The 537-nt window shown below is 56.2% G+C and carries 1 protein-coding gene; it reads left to right on the top strand.

What is annotated here, in order from left to right:
• A partial coding sequence (locus ACR1XY_RS24910) for a carbamoyltransferase N-terminal domain-containing protein (RefSeq protein ID WP_480597563.1) occupies positions 1–537 on the top strand: 537 nt, incomplete at both ends.

The raw sequence follows: 537 nt of genomic DNA, 5'->3' as shown, positions 1-537 counted from the left end.
GCAACGAGCTGACCTTGGTCAAGGAATTGCATTTCCCGCATTCTCTGGGCCTGCTCTATTCCGCATTTACCTATTACACAGGGTTCAAGGTCAATTCTGGCGAATACAAGGTCATGGGCCTCGCGCCATATGGCGTGTCGCAATACAAAGACCTGATCCTTGAACATCTGGTTGATCTGAAAGAGGACGGCTCCTTCCGCCTGAACCAGAAGTATTTCAACTATACGGCTGGATTGACCATGACCAGCCAGGCGCTGGAGGACCTGTTTGGCCATCCGGTTCGGAAACCGGAAACCGATCCGCTGACACAGTTTCACATGGATATCGCGGCATCCGTTCAGGCCGTGACCGAGGAGATCATGCTGCGCATCACCCGCGACCTGGCGCAGGAGCACGGCATTCGAAATCTGTGCATGGCTGGGGGTGTTGCCCTGAACTGCGTGGCCAATGGCAAAATCCTGCGTGACGGTGCCTTTGACAATCTATGGGTTCAGCCAGCCGCTGGCGATGCCGGAGGAGCGCTGGGGGCAGCCTACG

This window comes from Ruegeria sp. AD11(2025) (assembly GCF_056542405.1).
Note: the sequence above shows the minus strand (reverse complement) of the source record. Positions and strands in the feature narration are given on the sequence as shown.